Raw genomic sequence first — 16,067 nt, forward strand, 5'->3', positions numbered from 1 at the left:
ATGGCAAAGATCAGGATCGCCCAGAACCCTACGTTCAAGGCATTCGTGCACATACCAATTGTTGGGTGTGAGCCCGAGGCAATCGAGTTCACCTTCAAGTATCGCGATCGCCCGGGGCTCGCCGCTCTGTTCGACGAGTGGAATTTGAAGGCGAAGGAAATGCGCGAGGGATTCGGTAAGGGTGCCACGCTATCGGATGTCGTTGCGGCCGAAACCGAGTATCAAGTGCAGCAGGTCAAGGATCTGGTCGCTGGTTGGGGCTTCGATGACAAGTTCGATGACAAGAGCATCCTTGCCCTTGTTAAGTCCTGTCAGGGTACCGCTGAGGCGGTCGTGAGTGCCTACCAGAGTGCATTCAACCAGGCTCGCCTGGGAAACTGAGGGCGGCAGCCAAGGCGTTGTACGAAAGCGGCCCATCTGCTGAGCAGTTGGCAATTCTCGGGCTGACGGCTGCCGATATGTTGGATGAGGATGTCGAGATCTGGCCATGCAATTGGCCGGTCTTTCTGTTGTTCAACCGAATGTCCACGCAGTGGCGGGCCGGCCCCGGCGGCGCTGTCGGCTTGGATTACAACTGCATTCGCGACGTAGCCGGTTTCCTCGGCATCAAGAAAAAGAAACTCGCTGAAATCTTTCCTGACCTGCAGGTGCTGGAAGGCGAAGCCCTGCGCGTCATGGCGGAGGAAAGGGAAAACAGCCCGTAACCACGGGCACTTATTCAAGGTGAGTCGATGAACATTGCAGAACTCGGCGTCAAGATCGACTCGGCCGATGCAATCCAGGCTAAAACGAGTCTGGATGAGATGGCGAAGGCCGGCGGCCGGGCCGAGCAGTCCGCCGTTTCGCTGATGAACGAAATGCAGGCGCTGGAGAAGTCTCTTTCTACCAGTGCCAAGACCACGCAGGACCTCGCCAAACAGCGTGATGCGTTGGCGAAGCTGACCAAGACCGGCGCCTATGGCGAGGCTGAGGCAGCGAAGATCTCAGCACAGCTCGATAAGCAGCAGGTGGCGCTGGCCAAGTCGGCCATGGACGAGCAGAAGGCGCTGAATAGCTTGTTGGGGGCAATTGACCCGGCCCGCGCCGCGCTGGCGAAACTGGACACCCAAGTCGAGCAGCTGGGCAAGCATATGGATGCCGGTCGGATCAGCCAGGACGAGTACAACTCGGCCCTCAGCAAGATCGACAAGGACTACGACAAACTCAACAAAACCACCACCGCCTTCGACAAGCTGCGCCTCGGCACCCGTCAGGCACAGGAAAACGTCGTTCAGTTGGGAAATGCGTTGTCCACGGGAGACTGGGGCAGCGGTGTTCGTGCGGTCGCTCAATTGGGCGCCGATGCGGGTGAGGGCGCCGCTGGGTTGCTCGCTATCCTCGGCCCACTCGCGCTCGCTACCGCAGCCGTGGGTGGGCTGGCATACGCTTTTTACAAAGGCAGCGAGGAGCAGGACAGCTACAACAAGTCTCTGATCCTGACCGGCAACTTCGCCGGCGTGAGTGCCGCGCAACTTGGCGATATGGCGCGCCAGGTCAGCGCAACAGTGGGCACCACTGGGCAGGCTGCTGAGGTACTGGCGCTGCTGGCGGGCAATGGCAAAATCGCCGGCGAAAGTTTCACCGGCATCACCCAAGCCGCTGTGTCGATGCAGGAAGCGACCGGCAAGGCCGTAAGCGAGACGGTTGCCGAGTTCTCTAAACTGGCCGACGACCCGGTTAAGGCGTCCGCTGCGCTGAATGAGCAGTACCACTACCTCACGGCCTCGGTTTACTCGCAGATTGCTGCACTGGAGAAGCAGGGCGACCACGCCGGCGCCGTGAAACTGGCGACCGAGCAGTATGCCGACGCGATCAACGAGCGTACGCCGCACATTCTGGAAAACCTGAGTTTCTGGGAGAAAGGCTACAACGCAGTTGCGCGTGCAGCGGACAACTTAAAGAACATTGGCCGGCCGGATATCAACGCCGATATCGAGCAGGCTCGGCGCAACCTGGAATCGGCCCAGTCGGGCAATGTTGGTCTGTTCCAGAACAAGCAGGAGATGATCGATCTCTACCAGAATCGTCTCAACATGCTGGAGGACCAGAAGGCGGCGGAAGCTGATATCGCCAAGTGGGAAGGGGAGCAGGCGAAAGCCCAGCAAGATGCTGTTACCGCCATGGGAAAGGTCGACTCCCTGACCAAGTCGGCGTGGACGAATGAGCAGAAGCGCACTGAGGCGATCAAGGAGTACAAGCGGCAGCTCGAAGACATCCGCAAAGTGTCGCCAAACGATCCGCGGCTGAATCAGGCGACAATCGACAAGAACCTGGCGAACATCAACGACCAGTTCAAGGATCCGAAAGCCGGTGGCACGCAGGTCGATCTGACCGGGTTCAACAATGCCAAAAATAATCTCGCAGCCATCAGCGAGGAATACAAAAACGCCCAGAAGGAACTGGATGCGGCGCAGAAGGCCGGGCTTATTTCGCAGGCCGACTATGCCCTGAAACGCGAAGCGCTGATCGGCAACGAGCGCGACGAGGTGACTGCGGCTTACGAGGCGGAGATCGCCGCGCTGGAAGCCGCGAAGGCGAAGAAGGCCACCTCTGCCGCGCAAAGCATCCAACTGGACCAGAAGATCGCTGACGCACGCGCGGGGATGGTAAAGGCGCAGAAGGACGCGGATAGCCAACTCGAGGTTCTGGCCACGAACGAGACCGGCCGTCTCGCCCAACAAGAGCGTGCGATCGCGACCTACGTTCAGGCGCTGGCTCAGCAGCAGCGAGCGCTGGAACTGGCAGGGCAGCGAGCCGTTCTCGGCGTTGGGCAGGGCGACCGCCAGAACGCGCTCAACAGTGAGCTGAACAGCCAACAGGATCGGTTCGCTCGGCAGTCGCTGGAACTGGCAAATCAGAAGTCTGATCCGTCGCGGAACATGTCGGAGGAGGAGTTCACGCGAAAATCGCAGGCTCTCGCCGATGCGAACAAGGCGGCTACCGACCAGATCCGCCAGAACTACGCAGATGTGGAAGCCGCCCAGGGCGATTGGACCAAGGGCGCGACGGCGGCTTGGGACAACTACTTGGATTCGGCGCGGAACATTGCCGGCCAGACTAAAAGCCTGTTTGGCAACGCCTTCAGCTCCATGGAGGATTCGCTGGTCAACTTCGCCATTACAGGCAAAGCGTCGTTCGCAGACTTCACCAAGTCGATTCTGGCGGACATGGCGCGGATCGCGACTCGTCAGGCTAGTTCGTCATTGCTAGGCAGCTTGGTAGGTGCCGCAACCAGCTATTTCACTGGTAGCGGTACCGGAAACGGGCTGGCGGCGGGGTCAGCTGGTGCAGTTTCGTCGAATCTCGGGGCATCGCAGGCAGGGTACTCCAGCAGCTATTTCCCGCAGGCGCTCGGTGGCGCTTGGTCGTCGGGTGTGCAAATGTTCGCCAACGGCGGGGCCTTCACCGACAGCATTGTCAGCAAGCCGACAGCCTTCGGGATGGCCGGTGGCAAGACTGGCGTGATGGGTGAGGCTGGGCCTGAGGCGATTGTGCCACTTGCCCGCGACTCGCAGGGACGACTCGGTATTCGCGGCGGAAGCTGCGCAACACCGATCACCATGACTTTCTACATCGATGCGGCTGACAACGGGGCCAGCACAATCCCCGATCCTGCGAAGTTGGCGGAAGCCATGAAGGCTGTCGCGCAGCAAGAAATAGCCCGACAGCGCCGTAACGGCGGGCAACTCGCCTAAGGAGAAATCATGCAGGTTTTCACCTGGAGAGCGGGTTATGACGCCTCGAAAGCCGTTGCTCCGACCGTCAAGGTCATCAAGTTCGGTGACGGCTATGAGCAGCGGCAGGCGTCCGGCATCAACCGTCTGCCGCGCAAGTTTTCTTTGACCTTCAAAAACAGAACGAAGGTGATCGCGGAAATCGACGAATTCCTTTCTGCACGAGGCGCCGTCGAAGCCTTCCATTACACCCACCCCGGCCAATCTGCCGGGGTTTTTGTTTGTCGGGAATGGACGCGCGGCGATATCGCCTATGGCGCATCTAGCCTATCAGCTGCCTTTGAGGAGGTGTTCGAATGAGCGAGTTACAGGGACAGCTCTCGCTGGCCACCGGACTGGTGATTTGGGAGGGTTTCGAGTTGGTGTTGCCCGACCAGACGCTGCGCTTTCATGCTGGAGTGAACGAAACGCTTGGGTCAGTTGTGTGGCAGGGAAACGTTTATACACCCTGGCCGATTAAGGCTCAGGAGTTCGCTACACCCAGTCAAGGATCGCCGGCCCGGCCACAGCTTCAAGTCGGTAACTTCGGCGGAACGGTGTCGGCGCTGTGCAGGCAATACGAGGATTTGCTGGGGGTAAAGCTCAAGCGCCGCCGAACGCTGGTCAAGTACCTGGATGCGGTGAACTTCGCTGATGGCAACCCAACTGCAAACCCCGCCGAAGAGTACCCGGTTGAAACCTGGATCATTACGCGCAAGGTCAACGAAACACCAACCGCCATCGAGTTCGAGCTTGGCTCACCGCTCGACCTGCAGGGCGTGAAACTGCCGCGCCGGCAAGTGGTGGCCGGCACTTGCCTGTGGGCCTATCGCTCTGGTGAGTGTGGTTATGGCGGCGGCCCGGTGGCCGACTATACCGACAACCCAACCAGTGATCCTGCCAAGGATCAGTGCAGCCGTACCTTGCGGGGCTGCAAGAAGCGTTTTGGCGAGAATGGCGAGTTGCCTTTCGGCGGCTTCCCGGGCATTGCCCGCGTTCCGAGACTTTGACCATGAGCAAATTGTTCGAGAAATGCCGGGCTGACGCCGAGGCGCATGCCTTGGCTGAGTACCCGCGAGAGTCATGCGGTCTGGTCGTCAGCGTGCGCGGAAAGCCGTCCTATGTGCCGTGCCGCAATCAGTCGGAAGAGCCGGATCACTTCATCTTGCACCCCGAGGACTACGCGGCTGCGGAAGATCTGGGTGATATTTTCGCGGTGGTGCATTCGCACCCTGATGCCGGCCCCGAGCCAAGCCTGCACGATATCGCGAGTCACGCGGCCAGCCGCATGACCTGGTGGATTGTCGGGCTGAAGGATGGTGCTGCAACCTGGCACGAAATGCCGGCCGCCGGCGAAATGCCGCTCGAAGGCCGGTTTTTTGTCCATGGCGTGATCGACTGTTACACCCTGGTCCGCGATTACTACCGCCAGGTGCTCGGCATCCTCCTTCCGGACTACCATCGCAAGGATGACTGGTGGCACAACGGTGAAAACCTGTACGTCGACAACTTCGAGCGGGCTGGGTTTGTTCCTGTTTCTACACCAGAGCCAGGCGACTTGATAGTCATGGCCATCGGTAGCCCGACTCCGTGCCACGGCGCGATTTGGCTTGAGGGTGATGTGCTGCTGCATCACCTGTATGGGCGCCTGAGTTGCAAGGAAGTCTATGGCCGCGCCTACCGCGAGTGCACGACCCACATCATGCGCTACAAGCGATAGGCCCTGTATTTGTGCGCAAACTCCCTGCTAGAGTCGCCAAAACACAATGAGGGAACGACATGAAACTGTTCGCAGGGGCTTTGGTGCTAGTGATGCTGGCTGGGTGTGCATCACCTGGTGACCTGAAGAAAAATGACCCAACGATCAGCGCGGCGAGCAATAAATCGCCAAAACAATATGCGTTATGCGTCTTCCCGAAATGGCAAGAGGAGCGATCAGCATCGACTATGTCGGAGACCGAAGACGGTTATCGCCTTATTGTCGCCACCGACATGACGACTGACGAGCTGCTGGAGGTGGTCGATTCTGGGAAGGGTAGTAAGGTTGCGCTTTATCAGCGCATGCCTTGGTCAAAAATGTTGGGTCGCGGAGCACTTGAGGATGCAGTCCGCAGTTGCCTGTAATCGAATATGACAATGAGCCGCCTTCGGGCGGTTTTTTTACGCCTGGAGAAAAAGCATGAACGCCATCAACGACAAAGCCATGACCCGCATTCTGCTCTCCGGCTGCCTTGCTAAAGCCTTCGGGCGTGAGCATTTTCGTTTGCTTGAAACCGGAACTACCAGCGAAGCATTTAGCGCACTGCAGCACACCGTCGATGGATTCGCTGATTTCATCCGTGATTCAGCTCGACAGGGTCTTCGATTTGCCATCTTCCGTAACCGCGAGAACGTCGGCGAGTCTGAGTTCACACTGAGTGGCACCACAGAAATTCGGATTGTTCCCGTTATTTCCGGAAGTAAGCGAGGAGGCCTACTGCAGACCGTTGTTGGTGTCGTTCTGATTGTAGCTTCGTTTTTCGCTGGCCCGGCTGGCCCGGCGTTAATGTCGATGGGTGTCGCTCTGACCATTGGCGGTGTCGTGCAGATGCTCACGCCAGTTCCTAAGTCACCCAGCCAGCAAGAACAAGCCAGCACCGAAAACAAACCCAGCTACCTCTTCAACGGCGCATTCAACTCGACGCAGCAAGGCCTCCCTGTGCCTGTGGTTTACGGAAAGATGTTGGTTGGTTCCATGGTGGTTGGTATTGGCACCTGGGCGGAGGCGATCCCCGCATGAGCGAAGTCATTGTTGGTCGCAAGGGTGGTGGAAAGGGTGGTGATGGTGGTGGATCTGCGCGCCAGGCGGTTGAGGCTCCTGACAGCCTGAGGTCTCGCCAGCACGTTCGGGTGCTTAATGCGATTTGTGAGGGTGAAGTAGAAGGATTTTCTGGCGGCCTGCAAGGAGTTTTTTTCGATGATGTTCCGCTGCAGAACGCTGATGGGAGTTTCAACTTCAGTGACGTATCGATTGATACGCGCTCTGGCACGCAGTGGCAATCATACATTCCCCTGACCGGCCTCGAAGCCGAACAATCAGTCGGTGTAGAGCTCAAGCAGTTTGAATCAGTTGAGCGGGCTGTCACCGATACCGATGTCGATGCCTTGCGCATAACAGTCAGTGTTCCGCAACTGTCGGAACAGAACATGCAGAACGGCGACACCAACGGCTCGGCCGTGTCCTTCAAGATCGAGGGCAAGCTGGACACGGGTGCCTGGTATGAACTGTGCGAAGACATCGTCATCGCCGGCAAGACCATGAGCCGCACGCAGTCTTCCTATTATCTGCGACTGCCTGCGTCCGGTGGCCTGCCACGTTACGTTCGGGTTACCCGGACGTCGACTGACTCCACCAGTGCGGCCATTCAAAACCGGCTCTACTTCGACAGCATGACCCTGCTGTGGGATGAAAAACTGCGCTACCCGAATACCGCTATGGTCGGCATTTCGATCGATGCGCAGCAGTTTTCCAGCATCCCGCGTATGTCCTTTTTGCTTTACGGGATCAAGGTTCTGGTTCCGACCAACTATGACCGAGACACCCGCACCTACAGCGGCTCTTGGGATGGTACGTTCAAGCGGGTTTGGACCGATAACCCGGCCTGGGTCTGGTACGACATGCTGACCAATACCCGCTATGGGCTAGGCGGCCTGCTCGACTCATCGCTGATCGACAAATACGCTCTCTACAGCATCGCTCAGTACTGCGACCAGATGGTCCCGAACGGCTACGGCGGCATGGAGCCACGGTTTACCTGCAACCTGGCGCTGACCACCCAGCAAGACGCCTGGAAACTGGTCAACGACATGGTGTCGGTGTTCCGCGCGATCTGTTTCTGGGCTGGCGGATCGCTGACGGCGATACAGGATGCGCCGCGCTCGAGCCGCTATCCGTTCAACAACTCTAATGTGGTCGGTGGCGATTTCAATTATCAGTCGGTCGCCTCCGATCAGCGCTATAACGTCGCCGCCGTTACCTGGAACGATCCACTGCAGCAATACAAGCAGTCGGTCGAGGTAGTTGAACGGCCGGAGCTTATTGCCAAGTGGGGTCGCATTCAACAAAGCGACGTTGTGGCCGTTGGTTGTACGTCGCGCGGTCAGGCTCGCCGTCTCGGCCGCTGGTTGCTATACGCCGAAACCGAGGCGGTCACCTTTGCATCCGGCGCCGATGGGGCTATTCCAATGCCTGGCGACATCATTGATGTAGCAGATGCATTTCGTGGAGGTGCTCGCAATAGCGGTCGGCTTTTATCTGGCAGCACGGCATCAAACCTGCTGCTGGATGCGCCAATCGGTACGGACGGAACTGGCATAGTCGGCGTAGTGATGGCGGATGGATCGTACGCGACCGCTGCCGTGACTGTAGGTGCTGGAGCAACTTCCATCACAGTGTCGCCGCCTTTGGCGTCAGCACCTCTGGCCAGTGCGCCTTGGGCGTTTTCGACAGCTGCGCTAGAGACGCAGAAATTCCGTGTTATCGGCATCAGCGAAGGCGATGACGGCACCTATGCGATCAGCGCTGTGGCCTACGACCCCGACAAGTTCAACGAGGTCGAGTACGGCACGCCGGACACCGATAACCCGACCAGCATCGTCAACTTCGGCAAGCCTGATGCAGTAGGGCAACTGACGTTTACCGAGTCGCTGTACGACACCGGTACCGGGCTGGCCGCTGCCAGATTGACGGTCAGCTGGACACCGCCGGCACGCGCCATGCGCTACCAGGTCGAGGCTAAAAAACCGGGTGGCAACTGGGAGTATGTCGCGGAGATTTCCACGCCAAGCATCGATTTTGATTCGGCTTCCTCGGGCGTGTGGTCGCTGCGGGTGACATCGAAATCTGTTCTCGGCTTTGCCGGACCTGCCTCCATTCAAACCTACACCGCGCAGGCGCTGCTCGCGCCGCCGTCGGCGCTGGTTGGGCTGAGGCTCGATGTCATCAACAGCGTGGCAACCCTGGCATGGGAGCCCGTTCCCGAGCTGGACGTGAAACTGGGCGGCAGCATCAACATCAGGCATTCGCGCAATGTCGGGGCGACATGGGATTCGGCCTTGCCGCTGACCGAGGTAGCGGGGCGCTCTACGTCCACCGTTGTATCGCTACTGCCGGGCAAATACCTGGCCCGGGCGGTCGATTCGTCCGGCGTGGGCGGGCCAGTGATCGAGGTCTGGTCGGACGCGCAAGTGCCACTGCCTGCCAACGTCGTGCTGACCATCACCGAGTCACCCGCCTTCACGGGCGCCGTGGTGAATGCAGCGGCCGGTGGTGGCGTGTTGAAAATGGCGGCCACAGGTCTGTTTGACGACGTGGCCGACATTGACGCCGTGCTCGGTGAGGTCGACAAGTTCGGTGGTTCGGCCTTGTCGATGTCCTACAGCTTCGCCGCGCTCGCTGACTTGGGGCACGTCTATGACTGCCGCCTGACGGCGGATGTCGTCGCGGCGCTGTACGACGACGGCACCTATGTCGACACGATCGCTGACTTTGATTCGCTGATCAGCATTGATGGCGATCCACCCAATGGCGCCTCTCTGTCGCTGTGGGTACGCACGTCGGACGTGACACCGGCGGCCTGGTCAGCCTGGAAGCCCTTCGTTGTCGGTGACTATCGCGCGCGATTGTTTGACTTCCAGCTTCGTGGATCGGTGTTGCAGCCATCCAACTGGATTGATGTGACCAAGCTCGAAGTGGTCATCGATATGCCGGATCGGATCGAGAGCGGGAACGATATCCCGGTTCCGGTGGGCGGCCTGACCATCACCTATTCGCCACCGTTCAACGCTTCTCCCGCGGTCAGCTTGACGGCGCAAGGGTTGTCGCCTGGCGACTACTTCGATGTTTCAGCCAAGACCGAAATGGGCTTCACGGTCTTCATTCGCAATTCCAGTGGGGTCGCCAAGTCAGGCTGCTCGATTGACTACATCTCTAAGGGGTACTGATTTATGTCGCAGCACGATATGGACGTTGGAAACGGTCCGGGGCTGACGGTGCGGACGGATATGAATGCCGCTCTGCAAGCGCTGGCCTCCAACAGTGTCGGGCCGCTGGCACCCGCCACGACATTTCCGTGTCAGTGGTGGGCGGACACGACGGCGGGGCGGCTCAAACGGCGCAACATTGCCAACACCGGCTGGGTGGAAATGGGGGCGCTCGACACTCAGAGCTTCCTCCTGATCTCCGGCGGAACCCTGACGGGACCGATTAATGACGCTACGCCGCAAACCATCGCTTCGGCCACATTGACCGATATCGGCGCGGCGACTTCCGGTGTGGTTGCGATCAGCGGTACGACCGCTATTACCGGCTTGGGGTCGATTGCAGCGGGTGCCCGGCGCTCCGTGCGATTCCTGGGCAGTTTGCTGCTCACCTACAACGTCACGTCTTTGATCCTGCCCGGCAATGCAAACATCACGACGGCAGCGAACGACACGGCTGATTTCTTGAGTTTGGGGGGCGGCAACTGGATTTGCCTGAGCTACACCCGCAACTCAAGGTCATCAGCCCGTAGCGACCTGCAACTGAGTGACGGTTGGGCCACGCAGCCCATCGGGGTGCCGATCCCGATTTTTGACAACCTGGCCGGCACAAGCCCACCGCCTACCGGGAATGGTTACCGCTATATCAAGCTGACGGCGGCGGATGCCTATAACTCCGGGGCCGTCGTATCGGAAAGCGTATCCGGCTCCGCCCCCCTTGTCAGTGCGACAGGGGTTATCAGCGTAGCTGGAAGCCCGATCAACGGCTTGACTGTGCGGTTGATCAACACTGAGCGCCGAGTCTTGCGGGCAGGTAGCGCCGGGGTCATCGAGCAGGATGCTCTTCAGGACCACACCCACACTATGCCTCTGGCGGGTACCGACAACACCGCCGGATATAACGCATTCAAGATGGTGGCGAATATCGAGGCAAACGGGAATACCCCGAGCGTCAACGGCGCTATCGCCCGCGTTGCTACCGAAACGCGAGTGAAGAACATTGGCGTCACTTATTACATGAGGGTGCTCTAATGCCTTACGCAAGCGAAGGACAAATCAGCCAGGACTATTCAGAAGGCGCTGTAGAAATCACCGAGGCGCAATACCTTGAAGCCCTCAATGGCATGCAGGAGGGGCTGCACGTCACGATTGTGAATGGATTCGCGGTGGTTGCTTCGCCTGCTCCTCCTGTTGATGAGGAACCGGAAATACTGCCAGAAATCAGGGAAGCGGTATGGCGCGCAGCTGAAATTGCAGTCATTGAAGATCAATTGATGGCCATCGAAGAGCTGGAAGGTGGGAGCACTGACGCCGATCCGCTCCCCGGCACGCGCACTCAATGGCTGCAGTACCGGACCAAAGTGCGCAACTGGAAAGAAAACTCCACCGGATTCCCCGACCAAGCCCTTCGCCCGGTGCGACCGACTTAAGGCAATCGCCGATCAAACAGCCCGCCATGAGCGGGTATTTTTTTGCCTGGAGAAAAGTGATGCCTGTAACTGAAAAAGACCGTGATGTCCTTGCGCGCACGCTGTGGGGGGAGGCGCGCGGTGAATCCCTGGCTGGCCAGATCGCCGTGGCCTGGACCATTCGCAATCGAGTGAACGACGGCAATGCCAAATCGTGGTGGGGCGAAGGCTACGCCGGTGTGTGCCAGAAGCCGTATCAGTTCAGCTGTTGGAACAAGAACGACCCGAACTTTGCCTTTCTGAGTGGAGCGCGACAGATCCCATTCCGCGAACTGGCCCAAGCACGCATCGCTGCTGACCAGGTGATCGATGGCAAGGTGTCTGATCCCACCGGTGGCGCCACGCATTACTACGCTACCACCATGCCGAAGCCACCGGTGTGGGTGAAGGGCGCTAAGCAGACACTGGCGCTTGGGCATCACATTTTCTTCAAGGATGTGCCATGACCGCCTTCAGTAGAGTGTCCCGAGTTCTCGCCAAATCTGAAGAGGATCGGCTTTTCTTCGAATGCCCAGGCTGCCAGATGGTCCACGGGATTTCCCATGGACCTGGTCCAGGCCCTCGCTGGGGTTGGAATGGAAATGTCGAGACGCCTACCTTCACCCCTTCGGTCCTAGTGACGTGGAGCGAGCCGAGCGACAACCCTGGCGAATTTGACGATGCCTCCAAGGACGTGAAGAAGGCCTGTCATTCGTTCATCACCGATGGGCGTATTCAGTTTCTGGGCGATTGCACCCATGCCCTTGCTGGGCAGACGGTTGACCTTCCACCTTGGGAGGACGAGCCATGACACCAACGTCGATAAAGCTGGCGCTGGTCGGCGTGCTGGCATTGCTGCTCACCGCCGGCGGCGTGTGGAAGGTGCAGGACTGGCGCTACGGCAAGAAGCTCGCCGAGCAGGCAGGTCTGCACAAGGATGACCTGACCTCCATAAGCAACGCAGCCGCCGCCCAGGTGCGCGCCGATCAGGACAAGCGGCTGGCGCTCGAGCAGCGCCTCGCAACCAATGACCACACCCACTATCAGGCTTTGACCAATGCTCAAAAAGACCAAGCTCGTCTGCGCGATCGCCTTGCCACTTCTGATTTGCGGCTGTCAGTCCTCCTTGCCGAGGATTCAGCCGGTGGCTGTTCAGTGCCAGCCGGTACCGGCGCCGGCGGCGTGGTTCATGGAGGAGCGCGCGCCCGACTTGACCCAGCGCATGCTCAACGAATTATCGGCATCACCGACGCCGGCGACCAGGGATTGATCGCCCTGGCAGCCTGTCAGGCATATGTTCGGACGATTACCCAGTAACTGCTCTGCGTGATGTTGATACCCAATCACGCCCGAGGTCGACTGCGCTCCACTTAGTGGAGGCCCTTGTTTCAATACTATGTCGCTCTGCATCGGTACCAAGCATCAAACGAGTCTTTTGGAGATTCTGAGCGCTAGGTCCTCGGGGGCTGGAAACGGTTTGATCCCAATAAATCCAGCTATCGAAGAATGGGCGATCCCGATCTTCAACGATGTCGGGTCTGAGCCTGATGATCTCTGACGGTACTGGATGATTCCGCAGATGGGCGTCTGTCGGAATGGCTTTGTTGAGTTGGTCCAAGAATGGTTTCGGCGACAAAGGTTGCCCACTCGCACCGTTTACTCTCAATACTTCGAGGAGTGGGCCATACATCTCTCCCAGATAGTCCTTGATCCGATATCCAGGAAGGACATCAAATCTGAAAAATTTTGGAGCGTTGCCCCTTGAGGTTAGCGTAAGAACGAAGGGAGCATCCCGGGTGGAAAAAAGGCAATCAAAGCTCGCCACCCCCATAGTGATCTGAAACTGTTGCATATCGGTACGAATTGCAATCATGCTGCGATGCAATTCCTGAAGTGAAGTCATGTGCATACGTAAGATGTCTCTTTATTTAGGGTAAAACCGCCCCCCCCATTGGAGGAGGGCGGCCCGCAATTAGCGGTTGGGCATACTGCGGCAGTGTTTGCACACGTACTCAAGCTGGCCGCGGCGCATACGGGTGTAGGCGCAGACGTGCACAGGACGAACGATCGGACATGTAAAAGACATGGCGTCGACTCCAATAAAGTCGGCGAGCGGTTATAGACTCGTATCCCAGCCTCTGCTATCGTCTTTTCGCTAGCGTTGACGTCAGATTCATGGATTGACGAGGCAAGCACGTCGCTAACCGTCACGTGCTCACTTCAGCAAAGTCAGTGGCTTAAGGGTTGCACCCCTATCTGCCTATGCTTTACTGATGTAGATTTTGAAAGGTTTACCTTTTGCTCTGATAACCGCGCCATTCTTCAGATGGCGCGTCCAGCGCAGAATAAAGGTTCCCCTTTCGTCGGTATAAGTACTCATACAGACCTCGTCTCATTGTTGCCGCTCTCGGCTGGTATGGACAAAGCTAACACAGGGGTGTATGATCTGCGCCGCGCTAAGAGGTGCAGTATCTGATTTCCTATATAGCTCAGCGTAAAGTGAGCGGGTTACTTTATCGGCAGATCAAGTGCTCCATGTTTTGCTCTCACATTGCGAGTGTGAGTAATTAGAAAAGTCTCAGTTCTAGCTGCTTTTCCTCTTTCAGGGGAATGTGCAAATATCGCATCACTGCGTCAGCAAAATAATCTGCTTGCCATTCAGAGTCTTCTGTTTCGTGAGGAGGGTTTTCGCTGAAGTGAAGCAAAGGTTTGTGGCAGAGAAACACATGCCCTAGCTCGTGCAAAAAAATTCGTATTGCTTCTGATTTTCCCCTCATCAGTTCGGTATGCAACTTGTCTGGCATATAGATCATGCCTGCTTGCGGGTCTACCGTTGCCTTTGTACAGTCCAGCCATTCATCGTTGCTAATCACGTCTACATGAATTTCGCCAAGATGCTCAAGAGTGTGAATGGTGGTACCGATTTGCTTGGGTGTGAATGATCGGCGCCCCAGCTTGAGAATCTGGCAAACGCGCTGAGCAATATTCTCAATTAAGTCGGTAGTAAATGGGTGAACGCGATGTCCACGCATGCGATACGGTGCCTCACTTGCTTCAATCATCGTTACTGCCCTCGGCATATATTTCAGTCAGCAATTTGCCGAGCTTGGCAAGCTGTTCTTGGTTTAAGTGAGAATTTGCAAAACCTGCTATTAGCATCTTGTGATGCGGTGGTAGCCCTTCTAGTGAGACGCTATCGTTAGCTTCGCACGCCAACGATTTCAGCTCACTCTCCTGGACGGGAGCTCCCGCTGTAGAAAAGTACTTCGCGATTTTGCTGGCCCATTCCATAGGTACCTTGCTCCGGCCTGTTTCCATTGCGCTCAAGAACGCTGGAGAAGAGCCAAGCGCAGCAGCCATAGTCGTCAAAGTAATATTTCTTTGGCGGCGATATTCCCTGACCGCAGAACCAAATTTTGTAAGCGACATGGTAAACCCTCGGGTTTTATTGAATCTGGCCCTCAGAATATCCAGTGCCTCAACAAAATTCAAGCGTTTTAGTTGAAAGGTTTAATTTTGGTCGGTTTTTTTTGGTCGCGTCCGGTTCCGAAGGCGACAGATGCCTATTTCGCCGATCTATCCTCACTCCGGCGTCATCATCACTGCCAGCGTCATCTTGATGAATTCCTCGTTCCGGTCGATTGCGTCCAGGGCGCTGCGAACGTTGTCGGCTACATCGGCCGCGCCACGCTGCTCAACCCAAAGCGTAAGCTCCATGATGGCGGCTTCCAGGGCGAGCTGGTTTTCGTTGATCTTGAATAGCAGGGAAGGGAGCAGGTCTGAGTTTGGCATGTGCTTTTCCTCCGTGGACAAGGAAAGCGTAGCAGTCGGTAAGCTGGTTTGGATGGGGGGGTATTCAGTCGGCAGAACGCCAGGGAGGGGGTGGCTACTGTAGGAATATACAACGCTAAGTTATTGATTCTTATAGGGTGATGAAGCGGTTTTTCATCTGTTGAAAAACACCTATTTTTCCTTGTAGATCAAATGCTTGTGTCGGTTTCGGGGTCACCTTGACATGGTGGGGACCATTGCTTGGTGCCCCCCCAATTGATCAGCTCAAGGCGTGGTGCCTTCAGGGTTGCAAGCGCGCAAAAATAGTATTTTTCCGAGGATCATGAAGATAGCACCCAGGCAGAATAGCCAAAGCTTGATTTTTGAGTAATGCTCCCCTTGGTTATTGGATGCTCGTAGCCGATCCTCCCTCATTTCGATGGCTTTAACCGCCGTCTCTTTAGTTGCCCTGCTAGCGTGGGAGGCAATGCGTTTCACCAAGGCGGGATCGTCATCAATAGCAGATATGGCCGCGATATCTGATATTGCCTCAAGCACGGCAAGATTCACTTCTTCCTGAATACTGGATTGCAATTCAACAGACTGCGTACTCCACCAGCCAGAAAATTGAGCCTCCCAAAAGGTTGCAAAAAACAGTAGCAGCATGCCCGTGATTTCAAGCCTCAAACCAAAGCGTTCATATTTTTTGTTCATGCGATTTGGGGTTGACTCCGTACTTATTTCTAGGGGCCCTGGAGGCTTCTCACCATTAAGCAGGGTTTGATTAAGCGCGCATTTTTGCATAACTCGATCGCTTCTGGTGGTGTCATGGATACGCGAAGGAGTCTTTCTGTTTACATTTACGGCTTGCGCGCAAAACCTCCGCTACAGGCCACGGCTTTCCGTTTGCATAAGCACAAAAATACGGATATTTTGCAGGTGTGAATAGGCGCTATATCTCTTTTAATTCAATAGGTTAGCGCTGCACAGTCCCCAGCATGGGGTGCTAGGGGCCGAGAGGGCGCATAGGATCCGGTTGAGTATGCAAAATCGGCATAACCACCATCATAAGAAACCG

Annotated in this window: 18 protein-coding genes; 14 read left to right on the top strand and 4 right to left on the bottom strand. The window is 57.0% G+C overall.

Translation table 11 applies throughout. From position 1 onward, the window contains the following. The 14 genes from ACX3YF_RS23185 to ACX3YF_RS23250 are packed head-to-tail and all read left to right on the top strand — an operon-like array spanning position 1 to position 12,535. Positions 1 to 381, top strand: a complete 381-nt coding sequence (locus tag ACX3YF_RS23185) for a phage tail assembly chaperone (protein WP_458974362.1) — start codon at positions 1 to 3, stop codon at positions 379 to 381. Positions 382 to 434: 53 nt separating this feature from the next. After that, positions 435 to 704, top strand: coding sequence for a DUF1799 domain-containing protein (locus ACX3YF_RS23190; protein WP_458974861.1), 270 nt, complete (start codon positions 435 to 437; stop codon positions 702 to 704). A gap of 27 nt (positions 705 to 731) precedes the next feature. Then, positions 732 to 3,734 (top strand): phage tail tape measure protein, encoded by a 3,003-nt coding sequence (locus tag ACX3YF_RS23195; RefSeq protein WP_458974363.1) that lies wholly within the window; start codon positions 732 to 734, stop codon positions 3,732 to 3,734. A gap of 9 nt (positions 3,735 to 3,743) precedes the next feature. Beyond that, positions 3,744 to 4,073 carry a phage tail protein gene (locus ACX3YF_RS23200; RefSeq protein ID WP_454838200.1) on the top strand — a complete coding sequence of 110 codons (330 nt, stop codon included), beginning with the start codon at positions 3,744 to 3,746 and terminating at the stop codon, positions 4,071 to 4,073. Further along, positions 4,070 to 4,762 carry a phage minor tail protein L gene (locus ACX3YF_RS23205; RefSeq protein ID WP_458974364.1) on the top strand — a complete coding sequence of 231 codons (693 nt, stop codon included), beginning with the start codon at positions 4,070 to 4,072 and terminating at the stop codon, positions 4,760 to 4,762. Before ACX3YF_RS23200 ends, ACX3YF_RS23205 begins: the two co-directional genes overlap by 4 nt. Before the next feature lie 2 nt (positions 4,763 to 4,764). Then, positions 4,765 to 5,472: a C40 family peptidase gene (locus ACX3YF_RS23210; RefSeq protein WP_458974365.1), complete on the top strand. Its 708-nt coding sequence runs from the start codon at positions 4,765 to 4,767 to the stop codon at positions 5,470 to 5,472. 59 nt (positions 5,473 to 5,531) lie between these two features. Beyond that, positions 5,532 to 5,876: a hypothetical protein gene (locus ACX3YF_RS23215; protein ID WP_458974366.1), complete on the top strand. Its 345-nt coding sequence runs from the start codon at positions 5,532 to 5,534 to the stop codon at positions 5,874 to 5,876. Positions 5,877 to 5,931: 55 nt separating this feature from the next. Further along, positions 5,932 to 6,531, top strand: a complete 600-nt coding sequence (locus tag ACX3YF_RS23220) for a tail assembly protein (RefSeq protein ID WP_458974367.1) — start codon at positions 5,932 to 5,934, stop codon at positions 6,529 to 6,531. Continuing rightward, positions 6,528 to 9,734, top strand: a complete 3,207-nt coding sequence (locus tag ACX3YF_RS23225; RefSeq protein WP_458974368.1) for a TipJ family phage tail tip protein — start codon at positions 6,528 to 6,530, stop codon at positions 9,732 to 9,734. Before ACX3YF_RS23220 ends, ACX3YF_RS23225 begins: the two co-directional genes overlap by 4 nt. Before the next feature lie 3 nt (positions 9,735 to 9,737). Continuing rightward, entirely contained in the window at positions 9,738 to 10,802 is a 1,065-nt protein-coding gene (locus tag ACX3YF_RS23230; RefSeq protein ID WP_458974369.1) for a hypothetical protein, read from the top strand. Beyond that, on the top strand, positions 10,802 to 11,200 hold the full coding sequence (locus ACX3YF_RS23235) for a hypothetical protein (protein WP_454838189.1): 399 nt from the start codon (positions 10,802 to 10,804) through the stop codon (positions 11,198 to 11,200). The genes ACX3YF_RS23230 and ACX3YF_RS23235 overlap by 1 nt, the downstream gene beginning before the upstream one ends. Before the next feature lie 59 nt (positions 11,201 to 11,259). After that, positions 11,260 to 11,685, top strand: coding sequence for a cell wall hydrolase (locus ACX3YF_RS23240; protein ID WP_458974370.1), 426 nt, complete (start codon positions 11,260 to 11,262; stop codon positions 11,683 to 11,685). Next, positions 11,682 to 12,029, top strand: a complete 348-nt coding sequence (locus tag ACX3YF_RS23245) for a DUF6527 family protein (RefSeq protein WP_458974071.1) — start codon at positions 11,682 to 11,684, stop codon at positions 12,027 to 12,029. Before ACX3YF_RS23240 ends, ACX3YF_RS23245 begins: the two co-directional genes overlap by 4 nt. Further along, the gene (locus ACX3YF_RS23250; RefSeq protein ID WP_458974371.1) at positions 12,026 to 12,535 is read left to right on the top strand and encodes a lysis protein; all 510 of its coding nucleotides are present in this window, start codon (positions 12,026 to 12,028) and stop codon (positions 12,533 to 12,535) included. Before ACX3YF_RS23245 ends, ACX3YF_RS23250 begins: the two co-directional genes overlap by 4 nt. A 1,250-nt stretch (positions 12,536 to 13,785) precedes the next feature. On the opposite strand, the gene ACX3YF_RS23255 is transcribed toward ACX3YF_RS23250, so the two are convergent. The 4 genes from ACX3YF_RS23255 to ACX3YF_RS23270 all read right to left on the bottom strand — a co-directional run bounded on the left by ACX3YF_RS23255 (position 13,786) and on the right by ACX3YF_RS23270 (position 15,703). Further along, complete coding sequence (locus tag ACX3YF_RS23255) at positions 13,786 to 14,280, bottom strand: ImmA/IrrE family metallo-endopeptidase (RefSeq protein WP_458974372.1); 495 nt, start codon at positions 14,278 to 14,280, stop codon at positions 13,786 to 13,788. Beyond that, positions 14,273 to 14,647, bottom strand: coding sequence for a helix-turn-helix domain-containing protein (locus tag ACX3YF_RS23260; RefSeq protein WP_458974373.1), 375 nt, complete (start codon positions 14,645 to 14,647; stop codon positions 14,273 to 14,275). The genes ACX3YF_RS23255 and ACX3YF_RS23260 overlap by 8 nt, the downstream gene beginning before the upstream one ends. Positions 14,648 to 14,800: 153 nt before the next feature. Next, positions 14,801 to 15,010 (bottom strand): hypothetical protein, encoded by a 210-nt coding sequence (locus tag ACX3YF_RS23265; protein ID WP_090463389.1) that lies wholly within the window; start codon positions 15,008 to 15,010, stop codon positions 14,801 to 14,803. Between the two features lie 264 nt (positions 15,011 to 15,274). Continuing rightward, positions 15,275 to 15,703, bottom strand: a complete 429-nt coding sequence (locus ACX3YF_RS23270; RefSeq protein WP_458974374.1) for a hypothetical protein — start codon at positions 15,701 to 15,703, stop codon at positions 15,275 to 15,277. Positions 15,704 to 16,067 lie beyond the last annotated feature (364 nt).

The organism is Pseudomonas fluorescens group sp. PF-69, from assembly GCF_054481235.1.

Bases quoted from the DNA above. Each gene is read 5' to 3' on its own strand.
- ACX3YF_RS23185 (WP_458974362.1), top strand. From the start codon at position 1: ATGGCAAAGATCAGGATCGCCCAGAACCCTACGTTCAAGGCATTCGTG.
- ACX3YF_RS23195 (WP_458974363.1), top strand. From the start codon at position 732: ATGAACATTGCAGAACTCGGCGTCAAGATCGACTCGGCCGATGCAATC.
- ACX3YF_RS23200 (WP_454838200.1), top strand. From the start codon at position 3,744: ATGCAGGTTTTCACCTGGAGAGCGGGTTATGACGCCTCGAAAGCCGTT.
- ACX3YF_RS23205 (WP_458974364.1), top strand. From the start codon at position 4,070: ATGAGCGAGTTACAGGGACAGCTCTCGCTGGCCACCGGACTGGTGATT.
- ACX3YF_RS23210 (WP_458974365.1), top strand. From the start codon at position 4,765: ATGAGCAAATTGTTCGAGAAATGCCGGGCTGACGCCGAGGCGCATGCC.
- ACX3YF_RS23215 (WP_458974366.1), top strand. From the start codon at position 5,532: ATGAAACTGTTCGCAGGGGCTTTGGTGCTAGTGATGCTGGCTGGGTGT.
- ACX3YF_RS23220 (WP_458974367.1), top strand. From the start codon at position 5,932: ATGAACGCCATCAACGACAAAGCCATGACCCGCATTCTGCTCTCCGGC.
- ACX3YF_RS23225 (WP_458974368.1), top strand. From the start codon at position 6,528: ATGAGCGAAGTCATTGTTGGTCGCAAGGGTGGTGGAAAGGGTGGTGAT.
- ACX3YF_RS23230 (WP_458974369.1), top strand. From the start codon at position 9,738: ATGTCGCAGCACGATATGGACGTTGGAAACGGTCCGGGGCTGACGGTG.
- ACX3YF_RS23235 (WP_454838189.1), top strand. From the start codon at position 10,802: ATGCCTTACGCAAGCGAAGGACAAATCAGCCAGGACTATTCAGAAGGC.
- ACX3YF_RS23240 (WP_458974370.1), top strand. From the start codon at position 11,260: ATGCCTGTAACTGAAAAAGACCGTGATGTCCTTGCGCGCACGCTGTGG.
- ACX3YF_RS23245 (WP_458974071.1), top strand. From the start codon at position 11,682: ATGACCGCCTTCAGTAGAGTGTCCCGAGTTCTCGCCAAATCTGAAGAG.
- ACX3YF_RS23250 (WP_458974371.1), top strand. From the start codon at position 12,026: ATGACACCAACGTCGATAAAGCTGGCGCTGGTCGGCGTGCTGGCATTG.
- ACX3YF_RS23255 (WP_458974372.1), bottom strand. From the start codon at position 14,280: ATGATTGAAGCAAGTGAGGCACCGTATCGCATGCGTGGACATCGCGTT.
- ACX3YF_RS23260 (WP_458974373.1), bottom strand. From the start codon at position 14,647: ATGTCGCTTACAAAATTTGGTTCTGCGGTCAGGGAATATCGCCGCCAA.
- ACX3YF_RS23265 (WP_090463389.1), bottom strand. From the start codon at position 15,010: ATGCCAAACTCAGACCTGCTCCCTTCCCTGCTATTCAAGATCAACGAA.
- ACX3YF_RS23270 (WP_458974374.1), bottom strand. From the start codon at position 15,703: ATGAACAAAAAATATGAACGCTTTGGTTTGAGGCTTGAAATCACGGGC.